The following is a 25550-nucleotide window of genomic DNA, read 5'->3' as shown; positions in this document are numbered from 1 at the left end:
AAACGCGGCCAAGGCCGCGTTTTTATTTGTGGTGCATTAATTAAACTTACAATATTTAGTTTTATGGGTACAATCTACAATCTACAATCTACAATCTACAAACAATAAAAGTAAGGTGAATTGCGTGAGTTACAAGTTAAAAAGGAATTTTGGAGCGCTTCTAGTCGCTGCTTTAATGATGGTTGGATGTGGCGGTGGTGGAAGTGACTCAGAAGCTCCCAATGAGCAGCCATTAACAGTTTCAATAGATGGCCCTGTAAGTGTATCAGAGGATGACGGGTTTACGCTGCAAGCAAATATAAACAAAAGTGATACCGATGTCTCATTTCAATGGCTTGATTCAGAAAACAGCATCGTAAGTGATAAGGCGACATTAAAAGTAGAATCATTTGATGTGGTTGAAGATACTGCTTTTAAATACAGGTTATACGTATACTATGAAGGTAAAGAGTTTAAGGCTGAGCATACAATTAATGTAAAGCATCGCATTAATGTTTGGAAACAACCTTTAGATGCAGCTAAAACAGTTTTGCTATTGCAAAACGTACTTCTCGATGAAGCACAAACTATTAGTAATCACTTGTTAGCAAAGCTTGAACGAAAAAATATCGACCTCGATAAAGTATGTGAAAATGGAGGGTTATATACTCTTTCATTTTTGGATAATGATGATTCTAGCACTATTTCTGTAGGGGATGTATTACAGGAATCTTTCCAGGATTGTTCTGATTATTACCGGAATACCTTAAGTGGTCTCAGAATAGTTACGATTTTAGAGGCTGACCTGCAAAACGGTATTATTGAGTTTAACGTCAACAACAGTGATATTGAAATACTGGAAAGTGTTTACTCATATAATGAGTTGATGACGTTTAAGGGGAGCTACTCTACTCACTTTTCATATTCACCTAGCGTTCGAACTATAGCTATAGCAGCAGATGAAAAACTCCAAGGTATATCTTTAAAGCCATTTAGCTACGAAGAAGCTTTTTATTACGTCAATATTAAAGAATTAAACATTGAAAAAGTAATCGACTTTAATACAGCGACTTACACTATAGATATCAATGGTACTGTTAATGATACAAATTTAAATGGTGAGTATAGTTTCTCTCAAGAAGATGCATGGTATGGGTACTTTATGGAGTATCCGCATAAAGGCTCTATCAAAATTAGCTCAGCAAAAGAGTCAGTTCTACTTGCTAGTAATTTTGTTTCAGATTCTGAAAAGCTAAACGTTAGCTATAGTGAAGAGCAGCGTCAAATATATTGGTCCAGCTACCTCGTTTCAGCTATGTCTTCGTTTAATATATTTAACAATATAAAAACATTTCGGGCAGATAACTTTGAGCATGTGCTTGATACTGGAAGTGTTAATAATAATTCTGTTCAGTTAGATGGTCCAGTAACGTTAATTTTTTCAAGACCTGTAGCTGCTGATACCTCTGCCAGTGCATATTTTCAAACTCCATTAGGGTATAAGTATATTAATATTCCAGCTAGAGTTGAGGTTAATGGTGCATTAATTAATATTTATCCAGAACAGCCTTTAAAAGCTGATACAAACTATGAGTTACATGTTTCGGGTATTACAAGTATTACAGGACAAGAGTATAGCTGGATAGATTTGGATATAAAAACTACTGATAGTATTATTCCTAATCTAACAAGTTCTAGCTATTTTTATCAAGACAATCATTATCCTACGCTGAGTGTTGTAGGTAGTACTTTCAATGAAGGCCAAGCTCAATCTTATAAATGGGTTGATTTATATAATGCTGGTATAGAATTTGATGACGAAAATGCAGTTTCTACAAGTTTTAGCTTACCAGAAGGAGTTGAGTCAGATATAACCATTGAAGTGGTGATGACTAATGATCTAGGTGATGTTGCAAAAGAAAGGATAATTTTGCAGTACTTACCTTACTCAGGAACATATATTTTTATTGATGGTATTGAAGGTGATTACGTTAGCCAAGGTGAGAAGATAGTAGAGACGCTGACAACGGGGGATTTTTCTGTATCTCGTGATTCAAATGATCAATCCCATTTGCAGTTTTCTTTTTATAATGATGAAAGTTATTGGAATATAAACCTGAAAGCCCCTCGTGATTCAAGCTTGTCTGTTGGCGAATATTTAAATGCTACTCGCTACCCTTTTCAAGATGAATCGTCAGCAGGATTAGAGCTTTCTGGTATGCATAGAGGGTGCAATACGCTTTATGGACATTTTGAAATATTTGAATTAGAAGAAAGTTCTAATGATGAAATTCAAAAATTAGCTGTAAATCTTACACAGATATGTGGAAGTGGAGAATCCCCAGAGTTAAAAGCTTATATTCGATTTAATTCAGCAGTACCATTAAATCAATAACTATAGATATTGAAACGCGGCCAAGGCCGCGTTTTTATTTGTTTCTAAAAAAGAAAGTTGCTAATTTGGTTGGTAAAATAACGAAAACAACAAATAACTATGTGGCCTCTTTCTCCTAAATCTATCGGCATCTTGATGGGTGTGCTTTATGGCATCAGCATGCGCATCTTTCTTGAAGTTAGCGGAACCTTTAATTTCGGTAGTCTTGTTACTATTTCGTTTATGTTTTTAGTGCCTGTGGCTATTGGGTTTATACGGGTACATTTTGAGTACAATCAACTATCGCCGATGACATATGGAAGAATGGCGGTAGTCGCTTGGCAACCTATTTTTGTGTTCTTATTTGTCAGTGTAGTAACGCTATTAGAAGGGAGTATCTGCGTTGCAATGGCTCTCCCTGCATTTATGTTTTTTGCTAGTATTGGCGGTATGTTAGCAGGGCTATGCCACCGCCTTTGGGAAAAGAAAAGCAACAAAGCGGTGATGTCGGTAGCTTTGTTGCCTTTAATCTTTTCTCCTTTAGAGCTCAACTTTTTACACTTATCGAAAACTTACGAAGTTAAAAATACGATTGTTATCAATGCGCCTGTTGATGTTGTGTGGCAACAATTGGCTAATGTTAGCCAAATTCATGAGGGCGAATATCCAAGTTCATTTTCGCAATTAATTGGTATTCCTAGACCAATTCGAGCTGATATGAGTGGTGATGGAGTCGGTGCAATTAGAACCAGCCAGTGGCAGAAAAATGTTGTATTTAAAGAAGTGATAACCGAGTGGCTGCCGAATGAGAAAATGCTATATAACTTTGAGATTGACCCACAATTAATTCCTGATCATGCACTTGATCAGCATGTGAAATTAGGTGGTGAATATTTTTCGCCGCTGCATGGCGGTTATGAGTTAGTTACAAGTGGTAATAATCAAACGCTGTTAAGCCTTAAAACGACGGTACTTGATAACACTAACTTTGGCATTTATTCGCGAGTATGGGGGGAGGTGATCTTTCAGGACTTTCACCGAGCACTTCTCAAGCTAATGAAAGTTCGCGCTGAAAATGACAACAAATGAGTTGTAAAAGCAGGATGACCACTCGCTGTCTAGCAGCTTATCGTAATTGTTTTCTTTATGGCTATTAAGCAATTAGGCTAGGCTGAAATTTTATTTAGGGAACACACCATGAAATATTTAGTGGCATCGATGCTCGTAGCTGCATCATCAGTAGCGGCTGCGCGACCTGCACCGTTAGTGTCAATTCCAAGCCATGATGGCTTTTTTGATAATATTGCTGCCCATTGCGGTAAAGCTTACGAAGGTAAAGTGAGCGTTGATAACGCTGCTGGCCCGAGTTCGTTTGCAGGCAAAAAGTTAGTAATGCATGTACGTCGTTGTAACGAGCGTGAGTTACAAGTGCCATTTCATGTAGGTGATGATGCATCTCGTACTTGGATCATCACAAAAACAGGCAGTGGACTTAGTTTAAAGCATGATCATCGCCATAAAGATGGCAGCGATGATAAATCAACCATGTATGGTGGTCATACCCTTGATGCGGGTTTTGCTAACGCACAGTCGTTCCCGGCTGATCAATACTCAAAAGAGTTGTTTGTGAGCCAAGGTATTCCCCAATCAATGGGTAACACGTGGCAAATGTATATTTATCCAAAGCAATTTACGTATCGCTTAGTGCGTGAAGGACGTGAGTTTCGCGTTGATTTTGACTTAACAAAACCTATCACGCCGCCAAGCGCGCCGTGGGGATATGAAGACTAATATTATTTAGCTTCGTCTTCACACTGTAGAACAACCGTTAAAGGTGGCTGATAGGCGCGTGGTTTAGTTGGAAAACGTTCGTACTCCTGCACCCCATCAGTCACTCTTAGCATAAATGGTTTGTCTCTACATAAGCGGTTTGCATGGCGCAGTAAAAATACGCTTTGATTGCGAAAGTGCTTGTAGTCGTCAGACTGAATTTCGAGATGGTAGCGGCCGTCGGCCAACTTAGTTTGGTAGTAATGGACTTTTTCGTCAAAGTCATAGAGTTTTTCGGTTTCGCCTTTTGCTGCCTGCGCATTACTGCACCCCGCTAACATTAAAACGGCGCTGATTAATAGTGCTTGTGTACTTCTCACTTCACTCATAAACACTTAACTCCATGTGATTAATACCTTGTTTCATCGTGATGTTGAACCTGAATTAGCATCCATAGTCAAACTAAGGTAACGTTATGTCTTACATGTAGTCTAACACCCAAAAAGGGAAAATGTGATGCTCAATAAAATAAAACAGCTGTTTTCAGCGCTGAATGATACCCAATCTAGCATTACTGAGCATGACCTAAAAACCGCCGTTGCTGCGTTATTAATTGAGGTTATGCGTGCAGATAATGAGTTACAAGATGATGAGCAACAGACCCTGAATGAGACCTTAAAGAAGTATTTCTCGCTTAACGAAGAAGAGGTTCAAGAGTTAGTTGCAAGTGCATCGCAAAGTCTAGATGATGCAATAGATTATTTTCAGTTTTCAAAGCAAATTAATGCCCAGTGCAGCGCCGAGCAGCGTATTGATATCATCGAACTGTTGTGGCGATTAGCCTACGCAGATGGCAATTTAGATAAGCATGAAGAAATGGTTATTCGCCGCGTCGCAAGTTTATTGTATGTAACCCATGAAGATTTTATCGCTGCTAAGCTAGCAGCGACAAAGCTAAGCTAGGGCGTGTTGACCTTTGTGGATTAAAATTTGTTCACTCTAGGGGCGATTTAATCGCGGCGCGAGATTTGTAACCTAGTGGGCTAAGTAAAAATCGAGCAACAAAGAGTTAATCGTCCCTAGGAAGAACCCGAAGGGCAGCGCGTGTGTGGCATTGATACTGCGTTATCGCCTATTTATGTGGAACAACCACACTACATAGGCTCTGCCTTGCCTAAATACCAAACACACTGCTGCAAAATTAATCATAAAAGGTCAACACGCCCTTATATTACTTATTTAATTTGCTTGCTACGCTCACAAGTTGCTGGGCAAGGCTGGCAACTTTATCGGCTGTATCAGCATCGCTGATGCGGCCTTGTTCATCTAATTTAGTGTGGATAGCAGGCACTGCTAGTTGATCTGCAAGTACTAAGCTACCAATACCCGATAAAATATCACGTACGTGATTTAAACCACGTAAGCCACCTAAACCACCCGGTGATGATGCATAAAGAGCAGTAACTTTATTTCGAAAAGCAGGCACTGCACCTTGCTCTGTACGAGATGCCCAATCGATTGCGTTTTTAAGTGGTGCTGTAATTGAGCCATTATATTCTGGGCTTGCTAATAAAATACCGTCAGCTGCGCGAAGCTTATCTTTCAATAATTGTGCGCCAGCAGGTGTACCTTGCGCTTCAATATCTTCGTCAAATAAAGGTAAGTTTAAATCGCTTAATTTAATCACTTCTACTTCAGCACCACTTTCGAGGGCGAAGCGCGCAGCTTCATTAATCAATTTTTGATTAAAGCTGTCTTTACGTAGGCTGCCTGCTAGGGCAATAATTTTAGGTGCTGTCATGATGGCTTCCTTTTTTTAAGCTTCACTGTTGATATATTCACTGTAGCAAAAAACAGCTTGCAGAAAAGCCAAATAAACGCAAAACTTATGTGCGTATATGCACACAAGGAGCCGTTATGGCGATTCAATTTGATGATTGGCAAGATGTAAAAGTTGCTTTTGAAGTGGCAAGACTCGGTACGTTAACCGCTGCTGCCGAATCGTTAGGTGTTCATCACAGCACAGTGCTTAGAAGAATCAACAATTTAGAAGATAACCTTGATGCGCGGTTATTCCACCGTCATGCCCGTGGCTATACAGTGACAGAAATTGGCGCTAAGTTGTTTGCGGCTGCAAAATCGATTAACGCTGAACTTGAAAAACTTCACAACGATATTATTGCCGCTGATAGCCAATTGCGAGGCAGTTTATTATTAACCACGGTCAGTGGTTTTATTGATGTGCTTAGTGATGTCTGCGAGCAGTTTCAAAACCTGCACCCGCAAGTGCAACTCGAAGTTATTCTTGATCAAAACCGCTTACGTCTTGATCACGGTCAGGCGCATATTGCCGTTCGAGCGGGCCCTCGGCCTGATGAAGGCGACTATATTGCCCAGCATTTAGCTGAACTTTCGTCAGGGTTTTATGCCTCTAAAAGTTATATTGAAAAGTATGGCATGCCAAAAAACATTGAGCAGTTGCAGCAGCATAGTTTTGTTTCTGGGGTGGCTGGCTACAACGGTAAAGTGCCTTATTTTGCATGGGTTGATCAACACATTGAACCTTCGCAAATTAAGTTACGGGTGTCTGAAACATCAGAAGCTACACGGGCGATTGTGAGAGGCTTAGGAATTGGTGGTTTACAGCATGAAGTGGCAAGCCAATACCCTGATCTGCTGCCAGTGCTTCCTAAAGAGCTAAACTGGCCAACAGATCTTTGGCTGGTGACGCATCACTTGGTGCATCGCACAGCCAAAGTACAAGCATTTAGTCAGCTTTTAAAAGCGTATTTTAAAGATTTAAAAGCTTAAACAGATTTTTTAACACTAATGCCTAGCCGTTTGGCTAGGCGCACAAGGTTGGCTCTATCAACACTTAAGCTGCGTGCTGTGGCTGCCCAGTTTAGGTTGTGCAGTTCAAGTTGTTGCATAATCAATTGATAACTAAAAGCATCAGTAGCCTCTTTCAGCGATAAGCGAGTGGTTTTTTGTTCGTTAACTGCAACAGGGCTTGGTGCAGCAACGGCCGTTTTAGCAATATCACAATGCTCAGGCTCGATTGTGACAATGCTTTGTTGCCATTGCTGTTGTTTGGCTTTGAGTGCTGCGCGACTGATCACATGTTCAAGCTCTCTCACATTGCCTGGCCAATCATATTGACGCAGCAGTAACTGTGTATCGCTACTAAGTTTAAGTTGCTTAATTGCCAGTTTTTTAGATGTTTGCTCAATAAAAAAACCTGCCAATAAAATAACATCGTTATCGCGCTCTTTTAGTGGTGCAACATGCAATGGGTAAACGCTTAATCGGTGATAAAGATCTGCACGAAAGCGCCCCGCAGCGACTTCTTGTTTTAAATCGCGATTGGTTGCTGCAATCACTCTGACATCAACATAACGGCTTTGATCTTCCCCCACCGTTTGTACTTCACCACTTTGTAAAACGCGCAATAACTTACTTTGCATGGCAAGCGGAAGTTCGCCGATTTCATCTAAAAATAGCGTGCCGCCATCGGCGAGTTGAAACTTACCTTGACGCGCAGTATGTGCGCCAGTAAATGCGCCTTTACTGTGACCAAAAAATTCACTTTCGGCTAAGTTCTCTGGTAACGATGCGCAGTTTAAGTGGATCAACGGCATGTCACGGCGTTTTGAGTTTAAATGGATATTGCGCGCAACGAGTTCTTTACCGACGCCTGTATCACCTTGTATTAATACACTAAATTCTGAGGCAGCTACGAGCTGGATATCATTTTTAAGGGTCTGCATTGCTTGGCTATTACCAATAATTTCGACACCTTCTCGTGTTAGTGCCTCAAGGTTAAGCTGCTGTGCAACTTGATGGCTGTGCTGTGCGTGTTGCATAAAATGCTGCAAGGTTAGGGCATGCTCAACATAGCCTGCAGCTAGCTGTTTTAGTTGATTGAGCTCGTTCATTGCTAAAGCGTCAAAGGCATGTTCATCTAAACTATCAAAGGTCAAAACACCCAATAGTTCGTTGTTGTCTTTGCTGCTCAGCAGCGGCACGCCCATGCAGGCATGAACAGGAAAGTCTCCATGTTGGCTTTGTAATAAACCATCGTAGGGATCGGGTAGGCCACAATCTTTGGCAAATTTTAGCGGTTCACTGCCACGGCATATTTCAAATAAGCGCGGATGCTCCGCTATTTTAAAGCGTCTTCCTAACGTATCGTCCGACAATCCATGTAGGGCTACGGGCTTTAACACATCGCCTTGTTTCAATAATAAGGCAACTGCATCACATTCAAGCCAATCATTAATGCAACTCAACAGATAACTGAAATTATGATCAACACAGCTTGCTTTGGTAAGTGCAAGTGCAACATCAAGAAGGGATTTTTTGAGTACCATGTCAATTTGACCTGAATGTGTTTTATTGATGTTTTTAATGATGTGTCATTTTGACTTATTTATCAAGTGTCAAAATTTAATAGATTGATATTTAATGGTTTTTATTTTTGGCTTGAACTGTGCAATAGCTGGGGAAATTAAACGCTGAGAGCACGAATGAAAGTCATTAATTTAACTGAACCTATGCCAACTAAGATCAAATTTTATCAACTCAGCCAGTGGCCGTTATGGGCATTAGCATTTCGGCCTTTTTTCTTGGCGGCAGGTGCCTTAGCTGTATTTGCTATGAGTTACTGGTTTTTAATCTTGGCGGGCTATGCACAGTGGCACCTAACAATGCCCGCAACGCTTTGGCATGCTCACGAAATGCTGTTTGGCTTTGCAGGCGTGGTTGCCATGGGCTTTTTGCTAACCGCCGCACAAACATGGACAGGTGTGGCGAGTGTAAGTGGTATTAAGCTTTGTTTGCTTAGCATGATTTGGCTTGCTGCAAGGCTTAGTTTTTTTATTGAGATTGCAGGGTTCGAGCAGCTGAACCTTTATCTTGTTAGTGCGCTACAACTCGTTTGGTGGCTAGCTGGAATTATTATTCTAGCTGACATGCTAATACAGGCAAAAAGCAGCCATAACTACTTATTTGTTGTCATCGCATCTTTGCTCTGTGCGCTCAATGTGATTTTTTTGAGCTTAGTTGTACTTAATAAAATGTCGCTGGCACTGGGGGTTGTTGATACCGCTGTACTTATCATGACACTGCTAGTTGGTGTTGTGGCTGGGCGAGTTGTGCCATTTTTTACCGCACGCGGTCTTAATTTAAGTGAACAAGTTAGCACCCCCAAACTCGATAAATTAGTCGTTGTTAGCTCATTTTTCGCCATTGCGTGGTTCTTTATGAGTCAGCTATTTTTTAGTGCAATGAGTACTGGTTGGATCTTTGCTTGGCTTGCTTGTTTACATGGGGCTCGGTGTGTTTTGTGGTGGCATAAAGGGATTTTAAAAGTACCTTTGCTATGGTCATTACACGTGGCTTATTGGGCTTTATCGGTTGGTTTAATACTCATCGCGCTGAGTTATTTCAGCCCTATTATCTTATTCAAAGACGCGCTTCATCTGATCACTGTTGGCACCATAGGTGTGATGATCATCGCCATGATGGTTCGTGTCTCTCACGGTCATACAGGGCGTGCATTACAAGCCCCTGCGTACATTAGTTTGGCATTTATACTCATTGCGTTAGCTGCCATTGTACGCTCGTTACTTCCCGTTTATTTAGGTCATCACCTTGCATGGCAGTTAAGTGCGTTGCTGTGGGTTGCTGGCTTTAGCTTATTTTTATTTCATTGTGCGCCCATCTTAGTGAATCGTCGTGTTGATGGTCGCCGCGGTTAATCTCTCCAATAGGAAAAACTATGTTATCTGAAAAAACGATCCAGATTGTTAAAAGTACTTTGCCTTTACTTGCACAAGCAGGCCCTCAAGTGACTGAGTATTTTTATGATCGTATGTTTAGCTACAACCCTGAGCTTAAAAATATTTTTAATATGACACATCAGCAATCGGGCTCTCAGCAATTTGCGCTGTTTAATGCCTTAGCTGCTTACGCGGCAAATATTGATAACTTGGCAGTGTTAAAAGGTGCGCTTGCGCGCATTAATCATAAACACACCAGTTACCATATTTTGCCAGAGCATTATCCCATTGTTGGTGGACATTTGATTGCGACTTTAAAAGAGTTATTGCCAGAACAATTTACCCCTGAGGTCGAGTATGCATGGCGTGAAGCCTATTCATTATTAGCGGATGTGTGTATCAACGAGGAGATGTCGTTATATCAAAAAACCAAAAAGGCGCCGGGAGGATGGTTTGGTACCCGTACTTTCACTATTACAGAAAAACGTATGGAATCATCGCAAATTTGTAGTTTCACATTAACGCCTGCTGATGCAAAACCTGTAGTGGCGTATTTACCTGGCCAATATTTAGGGATTAAAGTAACGCCTGCAAACAGTGATTTAACGCAAGTGAGGCAATACTCTTTATCGCAGCAAAGTAATGGTTGTAATTACCGTATTAGCGTGAAAAAAGAAGGCTTGGTATCTAACTACCTACACAGCTTAACTGAGGGGGAAGAGGTAGAAATTTACCCACCCGCAGGCGACTTTGTGCTTCGCGAAATTGACTCGCCTGTTGTATTGATTTCAGCGGGAGTTGGTCAAACCCCAATGATGGCGATGCTAGAAACACTATTAAGTAATCACCCTAACCAGTCAATCCATTACCTACATGCTTGCGACAGTGAGACGCAGTTTGCCTTTAAAGAGTACTTAATAAAGCAACAAAACGCGCACGCTTCATTACATTGTGTTACCTGGTTTAAAGATGGCAAAGGGGGTGATTTTGCGGGCTTGATGGATGTAAACGACATTGCTGACAGCTTACCAATTAGTAAAGGTGACTTTTACCTGTGTGGCCCAATCGCCTTTATGGCAATGATAAAAGAGCAACTGCTAAGTATTGGGGTTGCAAGTGAGCGTATTCATTATGAGGTATTTGGCCCTCACCAAAGCCTATGATGTAAAAGGCGCAGCTTGAGCTGCGCCTTTTTGTTAGTTAACTTCGCACTCTACATTAGGAAGTGGAATACGGAGCTCTTTTTTGGGGTAGTAAAGCAGGCATTGCTCACCTGCTTTTTGCAACACAAACTTCTCAGAAGGAATTGAATGGGCGCCCATAATTGGCAGACCATCAGGTCCTTTGTTGGTGCCGTGATCAATCAGTAACTCTGCGCTCTTAGTAAACACATCATCGGCTAAGGTGACCAGTGCACCGCCTTTAGCTGATTGAATAGCCTGCTGTAGCTCAGTAATCACTCCCGGGTTTACCCGAACAAGCGTGGCATTTTGCGGTTGCTCCGCTTGAGTACTTTTACAGCCAGCTATGCTTGCCAGTAAGGTGCAGGTTAATAACAGTGCTTTATTCATTATCACCTTCCTTAGCTAGCAGTGGACGGGTTAAATCCATATTATTTTTGTAAAGTGTGGTATTGGCTTTAAGTGCAATACCTGTTTCATCAGCTTTATAAGATGAGGTTGTCGCTTGCTTAGCTGTGACACTTTGCGCTACCACTGGACAACTACCATTTTCGATATGATAAAGTGCTGCACTCAATAGTGTTTCGTCACTATCACCTAACTGGTGATTAAAGTCGTCATCAAGCTCACAGCCTTTTACATCGGCAGCAAATTGTGGTGTAGGAGTCGGTACTAAGCCGTCTGAGTATTCACCAAAGCCCTTGTAATTGGTACCAGTAAACTGAATTGTATAGTAAGTCGTCGCACAGTTATGTGTTGGGGTAAAACCATATGGTTTACCACACGTTGTCCCGCCAATTAAAATAACTTCAGCATCAATACCATTTAAGCCATTGATTAGGGCTTCTGATGCCGAACAAGTGTTTGCTGTACTGAGTACATAGACTTTCGATAAGTTTAAGTCAGGGAGCGTGTTATTCGTTCCCTCGAAAGTAGAATAATCGATTTCAACATCAATAAACGGGTATGGATCGCTCTCGGTCTGTTTGTCATTTTCAATGATTTGATAGTAAAAATAGTCACTCGTATTGGCAGGACCTGCAATCATATAGGCAAGTTGTGATGAAAGCGCTAATAAGCCACCGCCATTGTATCTAAGGTCGATGACAAGCTCGTCAATGTTGTCGGCTTTGAACTTTTTCACAGCACTTATCAGCTCAGGCTGGGCAATACTTATATGGCTGTTAAACTGCATGTAGCCAACTTTATTGCCACCTTCTGTGGTAATAGTATCGACATTCTGTACCGGTGTTTGGGTGATATTACCAGCCACTAAAGAGAATGTTTTTTCTGTCTCATCATTACTAATTACCTTGAAGGTATGTGTATCGCCAGCGGTTGGCCCAAATAAAGCTTCATTTAATGTATCAATACCTGATTCCGTATTTGTATCAATACTGACACCATCCACTAAAATAACGCGATCGCCTCGTTGTAAGCCTGCATTAGCGGCAGGGGAGTCATCTTCTAAATAAGCAACTCGTAAGTCACGAGGAGGTGTGCCACTAATTAAAGCCCAGTTGATTCCATAGCCTGAAACTACGCCTGATTGAGACTCTTGAAAATAGTCTTCAGTTGGCACACTAAAGTGAAAATTGTCTTTATAAGCTCCTGAGTCTGTTGTTTCGAAGGTTTTTAATTGATCAAAATAAGCGGCGACAGAGCTGAAGTTATCTGGGTCGTTATCTTCTATTTCATCGTACCAAAGATAGGTTTCATCACTCCATGAACGTAGCCACATCTTCTCAGTAAACTCAGAGCCAGCGGTATCTGGGTAAGGTTGATTATCGTTATACGGATCATTACCAGTACGCGGTACGGCGCACTGATCTTTAAATTCACTTGATGCGGCAAAGGTGCCAGCTGTCCAAGTGGGTTCTGTCGTTGTTGGTGGCGGATTAGTCGTATCGGTATTGCTTGATGAGCCACCGCCGCCACAGCCAGATAAAGACATGCCTGAAGCCGCTAAGAAGACAGCTAAAGCGAGTTTGGTATTTTTAAACATGGTGCTTCCTTTCTTGTATGAATTGTTTAAAAACTAACAATTACTTACTTTTAAAGCAACCAGTTGTTTAACCCTGCATGTAAAAAAATGTGCAAATAATTACAGGGACTTACGGTTGCTTATTTCAGCTATTTCAAGCTTTTGCCATGATTCAAACAGTTTGTGTTGTTTGTCAGATATCTTTAAGCCATAGGTTTTTTGCATATAGAAATAGGTATCGGCTATTTGCTTTCTTGCATAAATTGGCGGCTCAAATACACGTTGTTTAAAATCGATTTTTACTGGGCAAGCACCGTAACTTGCGCTTGATGTTGTCACCATCCCATAGCGAAAGTTTGAACGGTCTGCATTTATCTCGCCAATTGCGGGGGCGAGGTTATTTATGTCGGCCTCCATTTGACGAAATTTTTCACTGACCTTTACGCAGTTTTTACGACCGCCATCTTGCCAGCATTGTAATTGATGGCCAAATTCCCAGGCTGGCACAATATGCTCCCATTCTATTCTTTTTGCTCGGGCATTTTCGTTACCGGCTCGGGTGATGGCATTGCGTGGAATATAGCCACATGAATCTGGATCGGGTACCAGCTTTTTACCTTGTCGCTTTATGTCGCAGCCACAATATAAGCTTTTGCTATTTTCAGGCAGCGATTTTATAAGGTGTTTTTTGGCGCTCGAAAAGCTAGAAAATTGCTCAGCAGAAGCAGAAAAGTTGATTAAAAAGCACAGTACAGCAAAAGAAATTAAACGCATATCCATCACATGAGTGAACTACAGGAACGGTTATTTTAGAGTGACTATTCTAAAAAGGAAAAGTATTTCAACTCAGCTATAGTTGTTAGGCCGTTTTTATTAAAGGAATTACAACTATGTTATTAGGTGCCTTTTCTGTGAGTTTAAATGTAAAAGATATCCATGCTTCAAAGCAGTTTTATGAAAAGCTAGGATTTAAAGAGTTTGCTGGGGAGATTGAACAACATTGGTTGATCATGAAAAACGGTGAACATTTAATTGGTTTGTTCCAAGGCATGTTTGATAAAACCATGCTGACATTTAACCCCGGATGGGATCAAAACGCTGAGGCGCTGACTGAGTTTGCTACTTTTGAGCAATTAGCGACACGTTTTCAGCAACAGGGGTTAGAGATACAAAAGGCCGGTGACGCGAGTTTTATTATCACCGACCCAGACGGCAATCCTATTTTGATTGACCAGCACGTATAGCTGGTTTTTTACGCTTTAAACGAATGTTTTGCAGTAACAAAATAATCCCAGTTATACAAAACAGCACGCTGGTGGCTGAGAAGCTGATAAGCAATGGATTGTTAAAGTTTTCTCGCTCATCATAATCCATAATGTGCAGCATCCAGAAAAAGTCGAAAATGCGCCACAGGGTGCTGCGCACAGTAATAACGTTACCGGTTTGGCTATCTAGATATAAGGTGGTTGTTAGCCAATCATCAAAGCTTACTTGCCAAACATTGGCTTTGTGACCGACTTCTCTTGGCCCATTTGGTAATAGCTGCGCTTGAGTCATGTTAGCATCAATAAGCAGATGAGCTTGTGCATTTTCAATGATTTGAGCTTCATTTGGAGTAGGCATTTTATCACCCGTTCTACCATCAAAATTGAAGACACCGCGAGGGGTGGTGACTTCTATAATCGGGGTGTTTAAAAAATGGCTATATTTAATACCTTCGATTTGCTCAAATTGCGCGGTTATTTTATCAATCGAAGCAGGGTAGTCTGACACTATAAATGGGCTACTTAAACTGCGATTAGCCAAATGTTTACCATGCACTTTTTCAAGCGGTAATGAGCTCATTACCAGCCCACCTAAGAGCCAAAAGAAGATCTGTAAAGCGAGCAAGTAGCCAAGCCATTTATGCCCTTTACGAGCATACTTGAACATGCGTTTATTCATTATTACCCCGTTATTATTGTTGTATGGGTGCTATTTTAAGTTGTTTAACTGTATTGCCAATGCGGCATAATGTCGCATTAACTGTATTCTAGATTTGGTATATATACAAAACTGAGTTAAAGTTTCAGTCGATATCAATAGAGGGTAAAAACGAGAGTATGTCGGAAATTCAATTTTTAAATGTAGATCTGGAGCTTGAATCAAAGCACGATATTAGTGCGCTTGTTGCTGATTTGAAGAAAAACGCCATGGTTTTACATTATGACCAAGATGAATACCGCCAACTAGCACGGATTGAAGCAACCGCAGATATCAGCTCTCCAGATAAAGCGATTAACCAGCTTTGCGAGCTTATTGAGTCTTGCTCGCGCAATGCATTAAAACAGTGGTTATCGTGCTCAAAACGAACATTTGATATAGGTTTTGAATCAGGTAATTCGCCAAAATGCTTTAATCAACCCCTGCATGCCGATACCTTGTTACGTATCTCAGCAATTGGCGCAGGGATTGAAATTACTATTTATCCTGTTGAAAAATAGGTCGAATTTAGCGCTCTACTACCGCTGCGGTCATTCTTGATACGCAGCATAGCTCTCCTGCGGCATTGGTAATTTTAATATCCCAAACAGAGGTGCGCTTTCCTAAATGCAGCGGTCTAGCCGTTGCAGTTAAAACTCCCTTACGTGATGCTTTCATATGGTTGGCATTAATCTCTTGGCCAACAGCGTAGAATTTATTGAAATCAACAACAAAGTTGGCTGCATAGCTTGCCACTGTCTCGGCTAACACAACGTTTGCTCCGCCATGTACCATGCCCATAGGGTTATGATGTTCTGGGATGGCAGGCATCGTCGCCACTAAATAGTCATCGCCAATTTCTGTCACTTCAATACCCATGGTTTTCATTAAAGTGCCTTGCCCGGTGATCCCTTGCTCCAATTCTTTACATAGCTCTAGCGTGATTGGGTGGTGCCAAATGCTCATTGTGTTTCCTTAGCCTGCTAATTAAAGCTAATACCTTATGGCATCTTAGAGTGAGGTTCAATGTAAGTTTTGTAGCAATATGACAGTGTTAATTAAATTTGCGATTTTCAGATAACTGTATATACTCACAGTTAAATGTACTGTATGGAAAACCAGTTGTATGCGCCCATTAACTAAACGCCAATCGCAAATTTTAGAACTCATTAAAGTCTTTATTAAAGATACAGGCATGCCACCAACGCGTGCTGAAATAGCTCAAACATTGGGTTTTAAAAGTGCCAATGCCGCTGAAGAGCACCTAAAAGCACTGGCAAAAAAAGGCATGATCAAAATGAAGCCTGGGGCGAGTCGTGGTATTCAATTAATCGAAGAAGATGAACCAGAGCAATTAGGTTTACCTTTAATTGGCCGTGTTGCAGCGGGCGAACCTATTTTGGCCCAAGAGCATGTTGAAAGCCATTGCCAAGTTGATCCGTCGTTATTTAAGCCTGCCGCTGATTTCTTACTGCGTGTAAATGGCATGAGTATGAAAGACATTGGCATCATGGACGGTGATTTACTTGCAGTACATAGAACACAAGTTGCTGAAAATGGCCAAGTTGTTGTTGCACGAGTTGATGAAGACGTGACTGTTAAGCGTTTAGAAAAAGCTGGCCGAAAAGTATTTTTACACGCTGAGAACGAAGAGTTTTCACCTATTGAAGTTGACCTAGAGCACGAATCGTTCAATATCGAAGGATTAGCGGTAGGGGTTATTCGAAACGCTGACTGGATGTAAGTGTTCCCAACTTGGTGCATTAAATTGACTTAATTTGGTGCACCATCGAAATTTTGCTACTTAATTAGGATTTGTGAATCCTTACTCATCATTTAAAGCCTTATATGGCGCAGTTTCCCTCTCTTTTTGTATTTTGTTTGTACGCCTAAACATTAAATAACGCGCTGATTATAGTTGTTATTTTTGCACCAAAATAAACATTTATTATCACTAAAACTTGCTTATTGCTCATTTTTTAACTAATTGGTTAGTACATTGTATTAACACCTATTTACGAAATTGACACACCTAAACGTGTCAGGGAGTTATACAACGGGCTTGTATCATTTCATTGCGTCGTGATGATACGAATTCGCTCTAAACAATAAAAATACGAATGGGCACCTTGCTGTAACGCCTTTTCGCTTTGCGTCTTGCAATAGCATTTAAAGGAGCCGTCACATGGGTAAACTGCGTTACGCCTTGTGGCTTATATTACTCGCACCTGTGCAATTTGCATTGGCAAACAGCCAATTCAATATGCGTAAAGGGGTGACTGATATAAGTAATAATGTTTATGAGTTACACATGACGATATTTATTATCTGTTGTGTGATTGGCATCATCGTTTTTGCGGTGATGTTTTGGGCTTTAATACACCACCGTAAATCTAAAGGGGCTAAGCCAGCCCAATTTCATGAAAGTACAAAAGTTGAAATACTTTGGACTGCCATTCCGTTTGTTATACTAATCGCGATGGCTGTGCCTGCAACAAAAACCCTCATTGCTATGGAAGATGCCTCTAAAGCCGATATCACAATTAAAGTGACTGGCTCGCAATGGAAATGGCATTACGAGTACATGGGTGAAGATATTGCCTACTACTCAATTCTAGCTACACCGAAAGATCAAATAGACAACCAAGCAGAAAAAACTGAGCATTATTTGCTTGAAGTTGATAAACCCTTGGTACTGCCTATCAATAAAAAAGTTCGCTTTTTAATGACCTCTGACGATGTGATTCATTCGTGGTGGGTGCCTGACTTTGCGGTTAAAAAGGACGCAAACCCAGGGTTTATTAATGAAGCGTGGACTCGTATTAACGAGCCGGGTGTGTATCGTGGTCAATGCGCAGAGTTATGCGGTAAAGATCATGGCTTTATGCCCGTTGTAGTGAAAGCCCTTCCTGAAGATGAGTTTGCTAATTGGCTTGCTGATGCCAAACAAGAAAAAGCCAATGCAGCAGCCGCTGATGCAGCTTTACTCGATCAAACATTACCAAAAGAAGAGCTCATGACCTTGGGTGAGCAAGTCTACATGGCTAGTTGTGCCGCTTGTCATCAGCCAACAGGTATGGGGTTGCCAGGCGTGTTTCCTGCGTTGAAAGGCAGCCCAATCGTGTTAGGTGATGTGAAAGACCACATTGATGTTGTGTTACATGGCCGCCCTGGTACGGCGATGCAAGCGTTTGATAAGCAGCTTTCAATTAAGCAACTTGCTGCGGTTATTACCTATAAGCGAAATGCATGGGGTAATGATACAGGCGATGTGATCCAACCGAGTCAAATTCAAGCCGCGATTGATGCAGCAGCGGAGGCGAAATAATGAGTAACGTTATTAATGAGCAAGCAACAGGGCATGCGCATCACGACCATCATCATCCTGCGAAAGGGTTTAAGCGTTGGCTTTACACCACCAATCATAAAGACATTGGGAGTTTATACCTGATCTTTTCTCTTACCATGTTCTTGATTGGTGGAGCGATGGCTATGGTGATCCGCGCTGAATTATTTCAGCCAGGATTACAGTTAGTCGATCCGCACTTTTTTAACCAAATGACCACGGTACATGGTTTGATCATGGTGTTTGGTGCTGTTATGCCCGCATTTACTGGGCTTGCTAACTGGATGGTGCCTATGATGATTGGTGCACCTGATATGGCGCTGCCGCGCATGAACAACTGGAGCTTTTGGATATTACCTTTCGCATTTTTAATCCTGCTAGCTTCTTTACTCATGCCGGGGGGCGGTCCTGCATTTGGCTGGACATTCTACGCACCACTTTCCACCACTTACAGTAACGATAACACTGCACTATTTGTATTTGCCGTACATATCATGGGTATCAGCTCAATTATGGGGGCGATTAACGTTATCGTGACTATCGTCAATCTAAGAGCGCCCGGTATGACGTGGATGAAACTGCCACTGTTTGTCTGGACTTGGTTAATCACCGCATTTTTGTTAATTGCTGTAATGCCTGTTTTAGCAGGGGCGGTCACAATGGTGTTGACCGATAAATACTTTGCAACGAGCTTTTTTGATGCCGCAGGAGGGGGCGACCCCGTGATGTTCCAGCATATCTTCTGGTTCTTCGGTCACCCTGAAGTGTACATCATGATTTTGCCGGCCTTTGGTATTATTTCGACTATTGTGCCAACCTTTTCACGCAAAAAGTTATTTGGCTACGCTTCTATGGTGTATGCAACCTCATCGATTGCTCTTTTGAGTTTTATTGTGTGGGCACACCATATGTTTACTACCGGGATGCCTGTAGCCGGTGAGCTGTTCTTCATGTACGCAACTATGCTCATTTCGGTACCCACAGGGGTTAAGGTGTTTAATTGGGTGGCTACTATGTGGCGCGGCTCAATTAGTTTTGAAATTCCGATGATGTTTGCCATCGCCTTTATCGTGTTGTTCACTTTGGGTGGTTTCTCTGGCTTGATGCTCGCGATTACTCCGGCTGACTTCCAGTATCACGATACCTACTTTGTGGTGGCACATTTCCATTATGTGTTAGTAACAGGCGCCGTGTTCTCAATTATGGCGGGAGCTTATTACTGGCTACCAAAATGGACAGGCAACATGTACAACGAAACACTAGCGAAATGGCATTTCTGGCTATCGCTAATTAGTGTCAACGTATTGTTCTTCCCTATGCATTTTGTTGGCCTTGCGGGTATGCCACGTCGTATCCCTGACTATGCTCTGCAGTTTGCTGATTTTAACGCCATTATCAGTATTGGTGGCTTTGCATTTGGGCTATCGCAACTGTTGTTTGTGCTGGTGGTATTCAAGTGCGCCAGAGGGGGCGAAAAAGCACCTGCCAAAGTATGGGAAGGTGCCGAAGGTCTGGAATGGGAGGTTGATTCTCCTGCGCCTTATCATACCTTTGAAACACCGCCGGAGATCAAGTAATGAACCATGCACCTTTGCTAAAGAAATTGCTGATCACATGCTTACTCATGTTCGCATTTGCTTTCGCTCTGGTGCCGCTTTATGACGTGTTTTGTGATGTTACAGGATTAAACGGTAAGCCATCTCTTGAGCAAGCGAGCGCAAGTGAAACAATAAATACACAACGCCAAGTTGATGTCAGTTTTACGACGCATGCTCAAAGTGGCGCTCCATTTAAGGTGCAGTCTGAGCAGTACAGCGTATCGGTGCAACCAGGCGCAATGCGAGAAGTTAAGTTCTCAGCAAAAAACACCAGTAATGAAGACAAAGTCATGCAAGCAATTCCATCAGTATCACCGGGAAAAGCGGCCAAGTACTTACATAAAATTGCCTGTTTTTGTTTTGATCAACAACCTTTAAAGGCAGGTGAAGAAGTTGAATTTACCTTGCTGTTTTATGTTGATACTGAATTACCCGACGATGTTGAGGAACTGACATTGTCGTACACCATGTTTGATATTAGCGGGCAGATTGTGGCTAAAAACGATTAAAAGCCGCCAAGCTAATTGCTAATTGGGAGCAAACAAAATGAATCAAAATTACGAAAAATATTATGTTCCAGCACAAAGCCCTTGGCCAATAGTTGGCGCCATCGCAATGTTTTTAATTGCTGTTGGTGCCGGTTTAACTGTGATGCAAGCAAGCAGTGAGGCCAGTGGTGCGCAGTATGTTTTATATCTGGGCCTAGCTATCTTGTTTTATATGCTATTTAGCTGGTTTAAAAATGTTATTGAAGAGTCTCACCAAGGGCTTTACTCAGCACAAATGGACCGTTCATTTAGACAGGGTATGAGCTGGTTTATTTTTTCTGAAGTGATGTTTTTCATGGCGTTTTTTGGCGCTCTCTTTTATGCCCGTATGATTTCAGTGCCTTGGCTTGGTGGCGCTGGCAATAATGCCATGACCAACGAAGTGCTCTGGCCAACCTTTGAAGCCGTATGGCCGCTATTAACTACGCCAGCGGGCGAGACCACACAGGCTATGGGCTGGCAAGGTCTACCCCTGATCAATACGCTGATTCTACTTACCTCATCGGTCACAATTCATTTTGCCCATGTTGCTATGGAAAACAATAAGCGCGGCGCTCTAAAGGTATTTTTATCGATGACGGTCGTTCTGGGAGCCATTTTCTTAGGCCTGCAAGCCTATGAATATATGCATGCCTATCAAGATCTAGGTTTGACCTTAGATGCGGGGGTTTATGGTAATACCTTCTTCTTGTTAACCGGTTTCCACGGAATGCACGTGACCTTGGGTACCATCATACTGTTAGTTGTATTACTGCGAATTTTTAAAGGCCACTTCACGAGTGATAAGCACTTTGCTTTTCAGGCAGCTGCTTGGTATTGGCACTTTGTAGATGTGGTGTGGCTGTGTTTATTTGTATTTGTGTACGTGCTGTAGCTTTGTGAATGGGTGACGGATTGGTTTGAATTAAACCCAGTTTTAAGGCTGCAATGATGATGATCAGTACAACACCCGAAAACAGCACTCGACGACCTAAATAATGAGACATGGGCTTTGAGTGCTCTTTTGATGAAATCATCACAAACAAGGCTCTGAATAGGTTGAACACGATATATAACAATAACAACACAATGATGATTTTAATCATGTTAGGTCTTCCAAATGCAGTTGATTTTGTGGCGTAAACAAAAGCTTAGCTCAATTATCGCAATTTGCGTTGTGGTACTTGCAGTGCTTATTTGTTTACGACTCAGTGTTTGGCAATACCAGCGAGGCGAACAAAAGCAGCAGCAATTAAGTCAGTTAGCCGTTTCTAAAGAGCAAGGAGTTATGAACTGGCAAGCACTGCAAAGCTTGCCAGCAGATTTGAATAAAACGGGCTTGCAAGTAAAGGTTTCTGGGGAAGTAAATAAACAGCATTACTGGTTGCTAGATAATCAAATTTATCAAGGGCAAGTGGGCTATGACTTACTGGCAGCGGTAACAATTGCAGGTGAAAAAGCACCATTAATCGTTAATTTTGGCTGGCTTAAAGCCCCTCAAGATCGAAACCAGTTACCTGTAGTTGCATGGCCAAGCACAGCCACGTTTGCTGCTACTGTGCAATTAAAGCAAGGCAACTTAAAAGGCTTTACGCTAGCAGATCAAATTGGTGCAGAACAAGGCTGGCCAAAGCGTATTCAAGGTATTGATTTAGCGATTTTTAGTGCTCAGTTGGCAGAGCCAGTACAAGGTTTTATTGGTTATCGTAATGAAGCAGATGGTATCGCAACCCCGCATTATAAAAGTGTCGTGATGGGGCCTGATAAACACTACGCCTATGCCGTGCAATGGCTGTTAATTGGTTTAGCGTGTGTCGTAATTGCTTATTTTGCGATGAGAAGGAGAGGTTATGAAAATAAACCCACTTAGTTTATTTGCACTTTGTTGTTTTGTGCCGCTGGCACTGGCATATGCAGCACTAAAACTCGACTGGTTACCGAGTGGTTCAAGTAATTACGGTGAGCTTTTAAGTGAAGAAGTGAAATTAGCAGATTGGCAACACGGTGAGCCCAAACAATGGACTATAGCGCTCAACTACCCCAAAGAGTGCCGAGCTGTGTGTGAAAGCCAGCTAGCGAGTCTCGATAACTTGTATGTCGCGTTAGGTAAAAATCAGCAAAAAGTGGATGTTGCTGTACTGACAAATCAACAGCAAGTATCAGCAAGTTGGCGTCTTTTAGCGGCAAATCCTGAACTGAAAGCGGGAGACTTATACTTGGTTGATCACATGGGATTGGTGGTGCTGCATTACCCTTACACTGCTGAGCCCGAACAAAACAGACTCATTCAAAAAGGCTTACTGAAAGATTTAAAAAAATTACTTAACTATGCGCGTTCGAGCTAAACCTCAGTAAGGGGATAAAGATGTATAAAAATTATAAATACCTTGTCTTAATTACGTGTTTCTTCTCAATTCTGGTTGTGGGGCTTGGTGCTTACACTCGTCTCAGTGATGCAGGGCTTGGTTGTCCTGATTGGCCAGGTTGCTACGGTTTTTTGACTGTACCAAAACATGAAAGTGCTTTATTACATGTTGAACAAAACTACCCTGATATGATGTTTGAAGCCGCAAAAGCGTGGAAAGAAATGATCCATCGCTATTTTGCCGGTGCCCTCGGTTTACTTATTTTAGCTTTGTTTGTTTTTGCCTGGTTAAAACGCCAATACCCAGCAACACCGGTTAAACTGCCTTTAGCACTTTTATTGTTGGTTGTGTTTCAGGCTGCTCTAGGTATGTGGACAGTAACCATGAACCTTCAGCCCTTGGTTGTTATGGGGCACTTGCTTGGCGGCTTTAGTATTTTATCTTTGGTGTTTCTGCTGTATTTACGCCTCACTACAGAGCCTATTGCAAGTCGTGATAGTGGTGCAAAGCCCTATTATCGTTTAGCTCTGGTGGGGTTGGTGGTACTTGTGCTGCAAATCGCCTTGGGTGGTTGGCTTGCTGCAAATTATGCCGCTCCACACTGTAATGGTTTACCGCTGTGTAGCTACGGGCAACCGTTTTCTTTAAAGAGCGTGTTTCAATTACCGCTTGAGCATAGTACCTATGAATATGGTGTGTTATCGCAGCAAGCGCGTATGTCTATTCATCTTCTACACCGTATTTGGGCACTGGTTACCTGTGTAGTATTAGCGTTAATCATGTGGCGCATTTATTCACGATGTTACTCACGAAAAATTAAGCACTGCACGGTAACGGTCTTAGTCGCTTTGCTATGCCAAATTTGTTTAGGCCTTGCCGTTGTGCATTGGCATTTCCCGTTAGGTGTTGCGCTTGCACATAATTTAATGGCAGCACTATTACTGCTTAGCATGGTACGACTATGCTTCCACTTAAAAGTAAGAACCTAGGAGGCTGTGATGGCACTATTATTAAGTACAGAAAAGTCTTTTTTGAGCCAAAGTTCAGAATTACTGAAAGATTATTTAGCGATCAGTAAATTTAAAGTGGTGGCGATGCTCGTGCTAACGGCATGGGTTGGATTAGCTTTGGCGCCTGATGTTGGACGAGGCGTGTTTGTGCAGCTTGCAAGTTTGTTGGGTATTGGTTTGTTATCGGCCGCTGCTGCCGTGATCAATCATGTAGTAGATAGTGAAATCGACAGCAAAATGGCACGTACTCGACACCGTCCTGTGGCTAAAGGTCGGCTCAGTAAACAGCATGCATTGAGCTTTGCAGCTGTTATTGGCGTGCTAGGTTTCATTATGCTTATGGTGTGGGCTAATACACTCACGGCAATTCTGACTTTATTTGCACTCGTCGGCTATGCCTTTATATACACGTCGTTTTTAAAGCGTGCTACTCCACAAAATATTGTGATTGGGGGCTTAGCGGGTGCGATGCCGCCGCTGTTAGGGTGGGTGTCTGAAACAGGCCACATGGCTGCCGCGCCCTGGTTATTAGTGATGATTATATTTACTTGGACCCCGCCGCATTTTTGGGCTTTAGCGATAGCGCGTAAAAGTGATTACGAGCGTGCCAAAATTCCAATGTTGCCTGTTACTCATGGTATTGAGTTTTGTAAAACGTGCGTCGTTGGCTATAGCATTTTACTTGCCCTAGTGTGTGTGCTGCCTTATTTAATTGGCATGTCAGGGCTGATTTACTTGCTTGGTGCGAGTGTTTTAAATGCGATATTTATATATAAAGCGTTAAAACTAAAAATTGCCCCAAAAGATGATACTGCAATGGATTTATTTCGTTTTTCAATCGTGCATTTAATGCTACTCTTTATCGCCTTATTTATTGATAAATGGTTAGTTTTATGACGCGAATCGTCGCTTTTTTATGTTTTAGTGCGGTGTTGTTTGCAGCAGGATGTGGCAAAAGTAATACCGCTCCTGAAGTTGAGGCGCTGGTTTATGAGCAAGCAAAGCCGATTAGCCCGTTTTTGTTAACCGATCAACATGGTGAGCCTGCTGATAACAGCCAATTTATGGGGCATTGGAATTTAGTCTTTTTAGGCTACACCAGTTGTCCAGATATTTGCCCGATGACGTTGGCTAAGCTAACTGCGGTGCAAAAGCAGCTGAGCCAAGACTATAAAGTGCAAGTGTGGTTTGTTGCAGTAGATCCAAAGCGTGATACAACCGAAAAGCGAAAAGCTTACATTGATTACTTTAACCCAGCGTTTCTTGCGGTATCAGGTCCACATAAACAGCTTTTTCCATTTGTTAGAGAGCTTGGCTTAATTTATGCGATTAACGACAGTGATGAGCAGGAATATGCCGTTGATCACAGTGCATCTGTGGTTATGGTTGATGGCGAAGGTGCGGTTCGTGCGATTTTTAAGCCTGAATTTAAACAAGGCAGTGTGCCATTAATCAATGCCACAACTTTGACTGAAGAGTTCAAAAAAATAGCAGATTATTACACTAAGTAATTTTTCTTGGTAAGAGGACTCATTTTCAATAAAAGAAATGCTTCCTTTTTTGATATAAATGGCTAAGCTACTAAAAAATTTTACTATTTTTTGATTCAAATTATGGCATTTTTATTTAGTCAGTCTAAGCTTTTGTTATGAATTGTTTAAAGCAGGGAAAGT

General features: G+C 41.8%; 28 protein-coding genes. 19 read left to right on the top strand and 9 right to left on the bottom strand.

All coding sequences use genetic code 11. From position 1 onward, the window contains the following. Window positions 1-124 precede the first annotated feature (124 nt). The 3 genes from NH153_RS07510 to NH153_RS07500 all read left to right on the top strand — a co-directional run bounded on the left by NH153_RS07510 (window position 125) and on the right by NH153_RS07500 (window position 4144). Window positions 125-2374, top strand: coding sequence for an Ig-like domain-containing domain (locus NH153_RS07510; protein ID WP_156503620.1), 2250 nt, complete (start codon window positions 125-127; stop codon window positions 2372-2374). A gap of 159 nt (window positions 2375-2533) precedes the next feature. Continuing rightward, window positions 2534-3442 (top strand): SRPBCC family protein, encoded by a 909-nt coding sequence (locus NH153_RS07505; RefSeq protein ID WP_338052252.1) that lies wholly within the window; start codon window positions 2534-2536, stop codon window positions 3440-3442. A gap of 108 nt (window positions 3443-3550) precedes the next feature. After that, on the top strand, window positions 3551-4144 hold the full coding sequence (locus tag NH153_RS07500; protein WP_054562892.1) for a hypothetical protein: 594 nt from the start codon (window positions 3551-3553) through the stop codon (window positions 4142-4144). Between the two features lie 2 nt (window positions 4145-4146). Here the strand turns inward: NH153_RS07500 and NH153_RS07495 are convergent, their stop codons facing one another. Further along, window positions 4147-4512, bottom strand: a complete 366-nt coding sequence (locus NH153_RS07495; protein WP_063702492.1) for a hypothetical protein — start codon at window positions 4510-4512, stop codon at window positions 4147-4149. Window positions 4513-4639: 127 nt separating this feature from the next. Here NH153_RS07495 and NH153_RS07490 point away from each other — a divergent pair, with 127 nt between their 5' ends. Beyond that, a complete protein-coding gene (locus NH153_RS07490) occupies window positions 4640-5086 on the top strand; it encodes a tellurite resistance TerB family protein (protein ID WP_054554468.1) in 447 nt (148 codons plus the stop codon). A 268-nt stretch (window positions 5087-5354) separates the two neighbouring features. Here NH153_RS07490 and NH153_RS07485 read toward each other — a convergent pair whose 3' ends face one another. Then, on the bottom strand, window positions 5355-5924 hold the full coding sequence (locus NH153_RS07485; RefSeq protein ID WP_054554467.1) for an NADPH-dependent FMN reductase: 570 nt from the start codon (window positions 5922-5924) through the stop codon (window positions 5355-5357). 116 nt (window positions 5925-6040) lie between these two features. Between NH153_RS07485 and NH153_RS07480 the strand changes: the two genes are divergently transcribed. Next, a complete protein-coding gene (locus NH153_RS07480) occupies window positions 6041-6934 on the top strand; it encodes a LysR family transcriptional regulator (protein ID WP_063702489.1) in 894 nt (297 codons plus the stop codon). Here NH153_RS07480 and norR read toward each other — a convergent pair. Then, window positions 6931-8493, bottom strand: coding sequence for a nitric oxide reductase transcriptional regulator NorR (norR, locus tag NH153_RS07475; protein WP_063702487.1), 1563 nt, complete (start codon window positions 8491-8493; stop codon window positions 6931-6933). The genes NH153_RS07480 and norR overlap by 4 nt on opposite strands. Before the next feature lie 156 nt (window positions 8494-8649). Between norR and NH153_RS07470 the strand changes: the two genes are divergently transcribed. Continuing rightward, window positions 8650-9882, top strand: coding sequence for an NnrS family protein (locus NH153_RS07470; protein ID WP_063702484.1), 1233 nt, complete (start codon window positions 8650-8652; stop codon window positions 9880-9882). Window positions 9883-9902: 20 nt separating this feature from the next. Next, window positions 9903-11066: an NO-inducible flavohemoprotein gene (gene hmpA, locus NH153_RS07465; protein WP_063702482.1), complete on the top strand. Its 1164-nt coding sequence runs from the start codon at window positions 9903-9905 to the stop codon at window positions 11064-11066. Between the two features lie 33 nt (window positions 11067-11099). Here the strand turns inward: hmpA and NH153_RS07460 are convergent, their stop codons facing one another. From NH153_RS07460 to NH153_RS07450, 3 genes are all read right to left on the bottom strand, one after another. Beyond that, window positions 11100-11474 carry a hypothetical protein gene (locus NH153_RS07460; protein ID WP_063702480.1) on the bottom strand — a complete coding sequence of 125 codons (375 nt, stop codon included), beginning with the start codon at window positions 11472-11474 and terminating at the stop codon, window positions 11100-11102. Further along, window positions 11467-13089: a S41 family peptidase gene (locus NH153_RS07455; protein WP_063702478.1), complete on the bottom strand. Its 1623-nt coding sequence runs from the start codon at window positions 13087-13089 to the stop codon at window positions 11467-11469. The genes NH153_RS07460 and NH153_RS07455 overlap by 8 nt, the downstream gene beginning before the upstream one ends. A gap of 99 nt (window positions 13090-13188) precedes the next feature. Continuing rightward, window positions 13189-13848, bottom strand: coding sequence for an endonuclease (locus tag NH153_RS07450; RefSeq protein WP_156503619.1), 660 nt, complete (start codon window positions 13846-13848; stop codon window positions 13189-13191). Window positions 13849-13958: 110 nt separating this feature from the next. Here NH153_RS07450 and NH153_RS07445 point away from each other — a divergent pair, with 110 nt between their 5' ends. After that, window positions 13959-14312 carry a VOC family protein gene (locus NH153_RS07445; RefSeq protein WP_063702476.1) on the top strand — a complete coding sequence of 118 codons (354 nt, stop codon included), beginning with the start codon at window positions 13959-13961 and terminating at the stop codon, window positions 14310-14312. Here NH153_RS07445 and NH153_RS07440 read toward each other — a convergent pair. Next, window positions 14287-15012 (bottom strand): hypothetical protein, encoded by a 726-nt coding sequence (locus NH153_RS07440; RefSeq protein WP_063702474.1) that lies wholly within the window; start codon window positions 15010-15012, stop codon window positions 14287-14289. The two genes, NH153_RS07445 and NH153_RS07440, sit on opposite strands and share 26 nt — an antisense overlap. A 158-nt stretch (window positions 15013-15170) precedes the next feature. Between NH153_RS07440 and NH153_RS07435 the strand changes: the two genes are divergently transcribed. Further along, entirely contained in the window at window positions 15171-15551 is a 381-nt protein-coding gene (locus NH153_RS07435) for a hypothetical protein (protein WP_054554459.1), read from the top strand. A 7-nt stretch (window positions 15552-15558) separates the two neighbouring features. Here the strand turns inward: NH153_RS07435 and NH153_RS07430 are convergent, their stop codons facing one another. Beyond that, on the bottom strand, window positions 15559-15996 hold the full coding sequence (locus NH153_RS07430) for a PaaI family thioesterase (protein ID WP_063702471.1): 438 nt from the start codon (window positions 15994-15996) through the stop codon (window positions 15559-15561). 160 nt (window positions 15997-16156) lie between these two features. Here NH153_RS07430 and lexA point away from each other — a divergent pair, with 160 nt between their 5' ends. The 5 genes from lexA (at window position 16157) to NH153_RS07405 (ending at window position 21396) form a co-directional block, all read left to right on the top strand. Next, complete coding sequence (lexA, locus tag NH153_RS07425; RefSeq protein WP_063702469.1) at window positions 16157-16774, top strand: transcriptional repressor LexA; 618 nt, start codon at window positions 16157-16159, stop codon at window positions 16772-16774. Window positions 16775-17215: 441 nt separating this feature from the next. After that, a complete protein-coding gene (gene coxB / locus NH153_RS07420; protein ID WP_063702467.1) occupies window positions 17216-18358 on the top strand; it encodes a cytochrome c oxidase subunit II in 1143 nt (380 codons plus the stop codon). Then, the gene (ctaD, locus tag NH153_RS07415) at window positions 18358-19953 is read left to right on the top strand and encodes a cytochrome c oxidase subunit I (protein WP_063702465.1); all 1596 of its coding nucleotides are present in this window, start codon (window positions 18358-18360) and stop codon (window positions 19951-19953) included. The genes coxB and ctaD overlap by 1 nt, the downstream gene beginning before the upstream one ends. After that, window positions 19953-20483, top strand: a complete 531-nt coding sequence (locus NH153_RS07410) for a cytochrome c oxidase assembly protein (RefSeq protein ID WP_063702462.1) — start codon at window positions 19953-19955, stop codon at window positions 20481-20483. Before ctaD ends, NH153_RS07410 begins: the two co-directional genes overlap by 1 nt. A gap of 37 nt (window positions 20484-20520) precedes the next feature. Then, window positions 20521-21396 carry a cytochrome c oxidase subunit 3 gene (locus NH153_RS07405; protein ID WP_063702460.1) on the top strand — a complete coding sequence of 292 codons (876 nt, stop codon included), beginning with the start codon at window positions 20521-20523 and terminating at the stop codon, window positions 21394-21396. On the opposite strand, the gene NH153_RS22025 is transcribed toward NH153_RS07405, so the two are convergent. Continuing rightward, window positions 21296-21607, bottom strand: a complete 312-nt coding sequence (locus tag NH153_RS22025) for a DUF2909 domain-containing protein (RefSeq protein ID WP_082874013.1) — start codon at window positions 21605-21607, stop codon at window positions 21296-21298. The genes NH153_RS07405 and NH153_RS22025 overlap by 101 nt on opposite strands. A gap of 14 nt (window positions 21608-21621) precedes the next feature. Between NH153_RS22025 and NH153_RS07400 the strand changes: the two genes are divergently transcribed. From NH153_RS07400 to NH153_RS07380, 5 genes are read left to right on the top strand one after another with little or no spacing between them, the layout of a single operon-like run. Then, complete coding sequence (locus tag NH153_RS07400; RefSeq protein ID WP_063702458.1) at window positions 21622-22371, top strand: SURF1 family protein; 750 nt, start codon at window positions 21622-21624, stop codon at window positions 22369-22371. Then, window positions 22352-22846 carry a redox-active disulfide-containing membrane protein gene (locus tag NH153_RS07395; protein ID WP_063702456.1) on the top strand — a complete coding sequence of 165 codons (495 nt, stop codon included), beginning with the start codon at window positions 22352-22354 and terminating at the stop codon, window positions 22844-22846. Before NH153_RS07400 ends, NH153_RS07395 begins: the two co-directional genes overlap by 20 nt. Window positions 22847-22866: 20 nt before the next feature. Further along, window positions 22867-23856, top strand: a complete 990-nt coding sequence (locus tag NH153_RS07390) for a COX15/CtaA family protein (protein ID WP_063702454.1) — start codon at window positions 22867-22869, stop codon at window positions 23854-23856. Between the two features lie 9 nt (window positions 23857-23865). Next, entirely contained in the window at window positions 23866-24774 is a 909-nt protein-coding gene (gene cyoE / locus NH153_RS07385) for a heme o synthase (RefSeq protein ID WP_063702452.1), read from the top strand. Next, on the top strand, window positions 24771-25388 hold the full coding sequence (locus tag NH153_RS07380) for an SCO family protein (protein WP_063702450.1): 618 nt from the start codon (window positions 24771-24773) through the stop codon (window positions 25386-25388). The genes cyoE and NH153_RS07380 overlap by 4 nt, the downstream gene beginning before the upstream one ends. The last annotated feature ends 162 nt before the right edge of the window (window positions 25389-25550 follow it).

This window comes from Pseudoalteromonas gelatinilytica (genome assembly GCF_001641615.1).
GTDB lineage: Bacteria > Pseudomonadota > Gammaproteobacteria > Enterobacterales > Alteromonadaceae > Pseudoalteromonas > Pseudoalteromonas gelatinilytica.
The sequence above is the reverse complement of the archived record's forward strand: the minus strand, read 5'-3'. Positions and strand labels throughout refer to the sequence as shown.

Excerpts from the sequence above, each read along its gene's own strand:
- NH153_RS07505 (WP_338052252.1), top strand. The coding sequence starts at position 2,534 with ATGCGCATCTTTCTTGAAGTTAGCGGAACCTTTAATTTCGGTAGTCTT.
- NH153_RS07500 (WP_054562892.1), top strand. The coding sequence starts at position 3,551 with ATGAAATATTTAGTGGCATCGATGCTCGTAGCTGCATCATCAGTAGCG.
- NH153_RS07495 (WP_063702492.1), bottom strand. The coding sequence starts at position 4,512 with ATGAGTGAAGTGAGAAGTACACAAGCACTATTAATCAGCGCCGTTTTA.
- NH153_RS07490 (WP_054554468.1), top strand. The coding sequence starts at position 4,640 with ATGCTCAATAAAATAAAACAGCTGTTTTCAGCGCTGAATGATACCCAA.
- NH153_RS07485 (WP_054554467.1), bottom strand. The coding sequence starts at position 5,924 with ATGACAGCACCTAAAATTATTGCCCTAGCAGGCAGCCTACGTAAAGAC.
- NH153_RS07480 (WP_063702489.1), top strand. The coding sequence starts at position 6,041 with ATGGCGATTCAATTTGATGATTGGCAAGATGTAAAAGTTGCTTTTGAA.
- norR (WP_063702487.1), bottom strand. The coding sequence starts at position 8,493 with ATGGTACTCAAAAAATCCCTTCTTGATGTTGCACTTGCACTTACCAAA.
- NH153_RS07470 (WP_063702484.1), top strand. The coding sequence starts at position 8,650 with ATGAAAGTCATTAATTTAACTGAACCTATGCCAACTAAGATCAAATTT.
- hmpA (WP_063702482.1), top strand. The coding sequence starts at position 9,903 with ATGTTATCTGAAAAAACGATCCAGATTGTTAAAAGTACTTTGCCTTTA.
- NH153_RS07460 (WP_063702480.1), bottom strand. The coding sequence starts at position 11,474 with ATGAATAAAGCACTGTTATTAACCTGCACCTTACTGGCAAGCATAGCT.
- NH153_RS07455 (WP_063702478.1), bottom strand. The coding sequence starts at position 13,089 with ATGTTTAAAAATACCAAACTCGCTTTAGCTGTCTTCTTAGCGGCTTCA.
- NH153_RS07450 (WP_156503619.1), bottom strand. The coding sequence starts at position 13,848 with ATGGATATGCGTTTAATTTCTTTTGCTGTACTGTGCTTTTTAATCAAC.
- NH153_RS07445 (WP_063702476.1), top strand. The coding sequence starts at position 13,959 with ATGTTATTAGGTGCCTTTTCTGTGAGTTTAAATGTAAAAGATATCCAT.
- NH153_RS07440 (WP_063702474.1), bottom strand. The coding sequence starts at position 15,012 with ATGAATAAACGCATGTTCAAGTATGCTCGTAAAGGGCATAAATGGCTT.
- NH153_RS07435 (WP_054554459.1), top strand. The coding sequence starts at position 15,171 with ATGTCGGAAATTCAATTTTTAAATGTAGATCTGGAGCTTGAATCAAAG.
- NH153_RS07430 (WP_063702471.1), bottom strand. The coding sequence starts at position 15,996 with ATGAGCATTTGGCACCACCCAATCACGCTAGAGCTATGTAAAGAATTG.
- lexA (WP_063702469.1), top strand. The coding sequence starts at position 16,157 with ATGCGCCCATTAACTAAACGCCAATCGCAAATTTTAGAACTCATTAAA.
- coxB (WP_063702467.1), top strand. The coding sequence starts at position 17,216 with ATGGGTAAACTGCGTTACGCCTTGTGGCTTATATTACTCGCACCTGTG.
- ctaD (WP_063702465.1), top strand. The coding sequence starts at position 18,358 with ATGAGTAACGTTATTAATGAGCAAGCAACAGGGCATGCGCATCACGAC.
- NH153_RS07410 (WP_063702462.1), top strand. The coding sequence starts at position 19,953 with ATGAACCATGCACCTTTGCTAAAGAAATTGCTGATCACATGCTTACTC.
- NH153_RS07405 (WP_063702460.1), top strand. The coding sequence starts at position 20,521 with ATGAATCAAAATTACGAAAAATATTATGTTCCAGCACAAAGCCCTTGG.
- NH153_RS22025 (WP_082874013.1), bottom strand. The coding sequence starts at position 21,607 with ATGATTAAAATCATCATTGTGTTGTTATTGTTATATATCGTGTTCAAC.
- NH153_RS07400 (WP_063702458.1), top strand. The coding sequence starts at position 21,622 with ATGCAGTTGATTTTGTGGCGTAAACAAAAGCTTAGCTCAATTATCGCA.
- NH153_RS07395 (WP_063702456.1), top strand. The coding sequence starts at position 22,352 with ATGAAAATAAACCCACTTAGTTTATTTGCACTTTGTTGTTTTGTGCCG.
- NH153_RS07390 (WP_063702454.1), top strand. The coding sequence starts at position 22,867 with ATGTATAAAAATTATAAATACCTTGTCTTAATTACGTGTTTCTTCTCA.
- cyoE (WP_063702452.1), top strand. The coding sequence starts at position 23,866 with ATGGCACTATTATTAAGTACAGAAAAGTCTTTTTTGAGCCAAAGTTCA.
- NH153_RS07380 (WP_063702450.1), top strand. The coding sequence starts at position 24,771 with ATGACGCGAATCGTCGCTTTTTTATGTTTTAGTGCGGTGTTGTTTGCA.